Source organism: Actinomyces polynesiensis, from assembly GCF_000820725.1.
Lineage (GTDB): Bacteria > Actinomycetota > Actinomycetes > Actinomycetales > Actinomycetaceae > Pauljensenia > Pauljensenia polynesiensis.
In genome coordinates, this window is record NZ_CCXH01000160.1 from 1 (window position 1) to 4,049 (window position 4,049).

3 protein-coding genes and 1 pseudogene are annotated in these 4,049 nt (G+C 73.8%); all 4 read right to left on the bottom strand.

Translation table 11 applies throughout. From position 1 onward, the window contains the following. Positions 1-88 precede the first annotated feature (88 nt). Positions 89-1,405: a ClC family H(+)/Cl(-) exchange transporter gene (locus TA90_RS07070; protein ID WP_052450617.1), complete on the bottom strand. Its 1,317-nt coding sequence runs from the start codon at positions 1,403-1,405 to the stop codon at positions 89-91. Between the two features lie 56 nt (positions 1,406-1,461). After that, positions 1,462-2,817, bottom strand: coding sequence for a DUF58 domain-containing protein (locus TA90_RS07075; protein WP_043535379.1), 1,356 nt, complete (start codon positions 2,815-2,817; stop codon positions 1,462-1,464). Next, the gene (locus TA90_RS07080) at positions 2,817-3,836 is read right to left on the bottom strand and encodes an AAA family ATPase (protein ID WP_052450618.1); all 1,020 of its coding nucleotides are present in this window, start codon (positions 3,834-3,836) and stop codon (positions 2,817-2,819) included. The genes TA90_RS07075 and TA90_RS07080 overlap by 1 nt, the downstream gene beginning before the upstream one ends. Next, positions 3,829-4,049: pseudogene (locus TA90_RS15095) on the bottom strand (hypothetical protein); the annotation flags it as partial. The pseudogene TA90_RS15095 and the gene TA90_RS07080, both read right to left, overlap by 8 nt.

A 4,049-nucleotide genomic window follows, 5' to 3' on the forward strand; every position in this document is an offset into this window, starting at 1 on the left:
CACAGCGATGCCGGGTATGCCGTGCCCGTGGCCGGCTGAGGTCACCACGTCCACTGTGGCGCGCCCGGGGCCACCGCGCTGCGCCCGGTCAGGCTCCGTGTCCCGGGCGCGCCACGCGCGTGGCGGTGACGCCGTGGTGGGCGGCGGCGATCCGGCGGCGCAGCAGTGCCCCGTAGATGTCGGGTGAACCGACCAGGTCCGCGACGCCCAGGGCTGTGAAGGCGCACAGTGCCACGGGGAGGATGTGCTGGACGTTGCCGACCATCTCCACGGTGAGCATGATCGCCGTCAGGGGGCTCTTCACGCTGCCCGCCAGCGCTCCGGCCATTGCGGCCACCGCGGCGACCGGGACGGCTCCTGCCGGCAGGAGATCGGCCCGGGCCAACAGACCCGCACCCACTGCGCCGGAGAGGGCGCCGACAGTGAGGATCGGCATGAAGATGCCCCCGGGTACCCCCGAGGAGAAACTCGTCATGGTGAACAGCGCCTTGCCGACCCACAGCAGTGCGAGGACCCCCAGGCCGGTACCGGCCCGCTGTGCCAGGGCGATGAGGTTCTCCCCACCTCCCAGCAGGTCCGGGACGGTCATCTGGACCACGATGGCGATCCCCAGCGCCACGCCGAGACGTGCCGGCACCGGGACGCGGGCGTAGAGGTCCTGGAAGCCGAGGAGACCCCGGGTCATCGCGACACCGGTGAGGCCGGAGACCACTCCGATGGCCACCATCCATGGGTAGTCGCCTATGGGCAGGGGATGCAGGGTGGAGAACGCGAGGATCGGCGTCAGTCCGAACACGGCGCTGGCCAGCCCCCCGGCCAGGAAGGCCCCTGCCGCGGCCGCCAGCATGACGGGCCGGGAGAAGGACCGGTGCAGGCCCTCCAGGGCGAAGAACAGACCCGAAAGCGGTGCGGAGAAGGCCGCCGCCAGTCCCGCCGCACCGCCCGCGGTGACCAGGTAGTCGGTCGTCACCTCGTCCGCCCGCATGGAGGAGGCCACGAGCTTGCCGCCGGAGGCACCGATGTGGATGCTGGGGCCCTCGCGTCCCAGGGACAGGCCGAAGACCCCCGCCAGTGCCCCGGCCAGGAAGCGCACGACCAGGACGCGCAGGGGACGCAGCCCCAGACGCCCCTGGATCACGCCCTTGACCTGCGGGATCCCGGACCCGCCGGCGTCCGGTTCCCACCTCAGCAGGACCGTGAGGGCCGCGACGGCCAGGCCCGCCGCGACCACCCACGCCGCGGTGACGCGCCAGTCCTCACGCAGGAGTGGGGCGATTCTGCGCGCCAGGTCCAGGCACGCCTCCATGAGCGCCCGGAAGAGGATCGCGAGGACGCCGGAGACGAGGCCGACCAGCAGGGCCCTGGCCGCGATCCGCCACGGGTGAATTCCGAGCACTTCGTTCACCCGTCCACTATGGACCACCCCGTCCACCGGGCGCGATCAGCGCCCGGAGGCGCCGATCACAGTCGCCCCTGCTTCTTGAGGGCGATGTAGGTGTCGGACAGCCGGGCGGCCAGGAGACCCGCATCCATGTCCAGCACCAGGGCGCCGGCGCGCTCCGCGTCGCGTGCCCCCACCCGTGACTCGTTCAGGGTCGAACCGGCGGCGGCCGAGGCGTACACGGCCTCCGCGTCCCCGCGCCCGGCGGCCAGGCGTGCCAGCTCGGGGTCGGTGGCCGACGCGACGACCACGAGGTGCGAGGAGGACAGCTCCGACACCGCCTGGAGGAAGTCGGGATCGGCACCCACCGGGGGGACCTCCGTCACCAGGACGACCAGGGCCCGGTGGTGGACCGTGCGCCGGACCTCCGCGGTGACCAGGGCCCAGTCGACGGGTTGGAGGTCGGGGACCACGTCGGTGAGGGACGCACCGACCTGGCGCACCAGACCCGCTCCGCGCACCCCCGACACCCGTGCCCGGACCCGTCGGTCGACCGCCAGGAGGTGGACGTTGTCGCCCGCCCGGTCGGCGAGTGCCGCCAGCAGCAGGACTGCCTCGATGCCCGCGTCCAGCCGGGGTGCCACCCCCAGGTCCAGCAGGTCCGCGGATCCGGGGGCGGTCCCGCGGGAGGATCCCGCCCCCGGCGCCCCGAGCAGCAGGGCGGAGGCGCGGCCCGTGTCCAGCACGAGGATGACGTGCCGGTCCCGTTCCGGCCTCCACGTGCGCACCACCAGGTCCCGGGAACGGGCGGAGGCACGCCAGTCGATGTCACGGGGGTTGTCACCGCGGACGTAGTCGCGCAGCGAGTCGAACTCCGTGCCTGGACCCCGCAGGATCGTCGCGGTGGAGCCCTCCAGCTCGTGCAGGCGCGCCAGCCTCGAGGGGAGCAGACGACGGGAGCGGAACCCGGGGAGCACGGACAGGAGCGCGGGCACCGACACCGACACCTGGCGCGCGGCCAGGCCGAGCGGCCCCCATGCCCGCACCGTCACGTAGTCACCCCTGCGGCTGCCGCGCCGCTCCGGGGAGAGGCCGGTGGCCACCGTCACGGTGGATCCCCCCGGCAGTGCGACGCGGTGGCGGGAGGGCGAGGGGTGCAGGGAGGGTGCCCAGGCGTCGCGCACCTCGAGGTGGGCACCACGCGGGGTCGGGTTCGTCAGGGTGACCTCCGAGGTGGTCGTCTGGTCGGCCCGGACGGGGCCCGCCACGAGCCGTCCGATGCGCAACTCCCGCGGGGACAGTGCCAGGACGGCGTCCACCAGGCAGGCCAGGGCCACGAACCCGAGCCACCCCCACACCATCGCGCGGGAGGGGAGCACCACGACGGCGACGACCCCCAGTGCGGCCAGGAGAGCGGCGCGACCCGAGACGGCCATCAGCGCGGGACCGGGACGGAGGCCAGCAGGCCCTCGACGACGCCGCGGGCGGTGATCCCCTCCAGGTCTGCCTCCGGGCGCATGGAGACGCGGTGGGCCAGGGTGGACACCGCCATCGCCTTGACGTCATCGGGGGTCACGAAGGACCGCCCCTGCAGGAACGCCCACACCCGGGAGGTGCGCAGCAGGGCGGTGGCGCCGCGGGGGGAGACGCCCAGGCGCAGCGAGGGCGAGGTCCGGGTCGCCTGGACCAGGTCCACGATGTAGCCGATGACCGCCGGTTCCACGACCACCTGGGCCGCGAGGTCACGGGCGGCCCGGATGTCGGCGGGCCCGGCCACGGCACGCACTCCCGCCTCCCCCAGGGACAGGGGGTCGAACCCCGCCTGGTGTCGGGCCACGACCTCGATCTCCGCAGCGCGGTCGGGCAGCGGGAGGTCCAGCTTGAGGAGGAACCGGTCGAGCTGTGCCTCGGGCAGGGGGTAGGTCCCCTCGTACTCCACGGGGTTCTGGGTGGCGATGACCATGAACGGGTCCGGCAGGGGGTGGGAGCGGCCGTCCACGGTCACCTGGTGCTCCTCCATGGCCTCCAGGAGTGCGGACTGCGTCTTGGGGGGCGTGCGGTTGATCTCGTCGGCCAGCAGGAGGTTGGTGAACACCGGGCCCTCCCGGAACTCGAAGCGGGAGGCGCCCGCGTCCCACACGAGGGATCCCGTGATGTCGGCGGGCATGAGGTCCGGGGTGAACTGGACCCGCGACATGCCCATGTCCAGTGAGGTGGCCAGGGAGCGCACGAGCAGTGTCTTGGCGACCCCGGGGACACCCTCGAGCAGGGCGTGCCCTCCGGCGACCAGTGCGATGACGAGGCCGGTGACCGCGCCCTCCTGACCGACGACGGCCTTGGCGATCTCGGAGCGCAGGGCCACGAGGGATGCCTGGACGCGCCGGGCGTCCTCCCCCGGGGGAGGTGGGGTGGCGGGCCCTCCACCGTCGGGAACGGGCGGGTGCGGATCAGTCATGGCGGATGTCCTCCTCCAGTCGGGTGAGCTCCCCGGCCAGGTCCACGAGGGCCTGGTCGGTGGTCGGTGGTGGTCCCCACAGGAGGACCTGCGCGCGTGCGGGGTCGACCCCGGCGCGCACGAGGGCGGCGTGGAGCTGTTCGGGCGGTGCCCCCTCGGCACCGCCAGCCTGCGCGCCAGCCGACGCGCGGTGTCCGCCCTCAGGGCGCGGGC

What these genes read in the sequence shown, in the direction of transcription:
- TA90_RS07080 (WP_052450618.1), bottom strand. Translation starts at nt 3,836, where the DNA reads ATGACTGATCCGCACCCGCCCGTTCCCGACGGTGGAGGGCCCGCCACC.
- TA90_RS07075 (WP_043535379.1), bottom strand. Translation starts at nt 2,817, where the DNA reads ATGGCCGTCTCGGGTCGCGCCGCTCTCCTGGCCGCACTGGGGGTCGTC.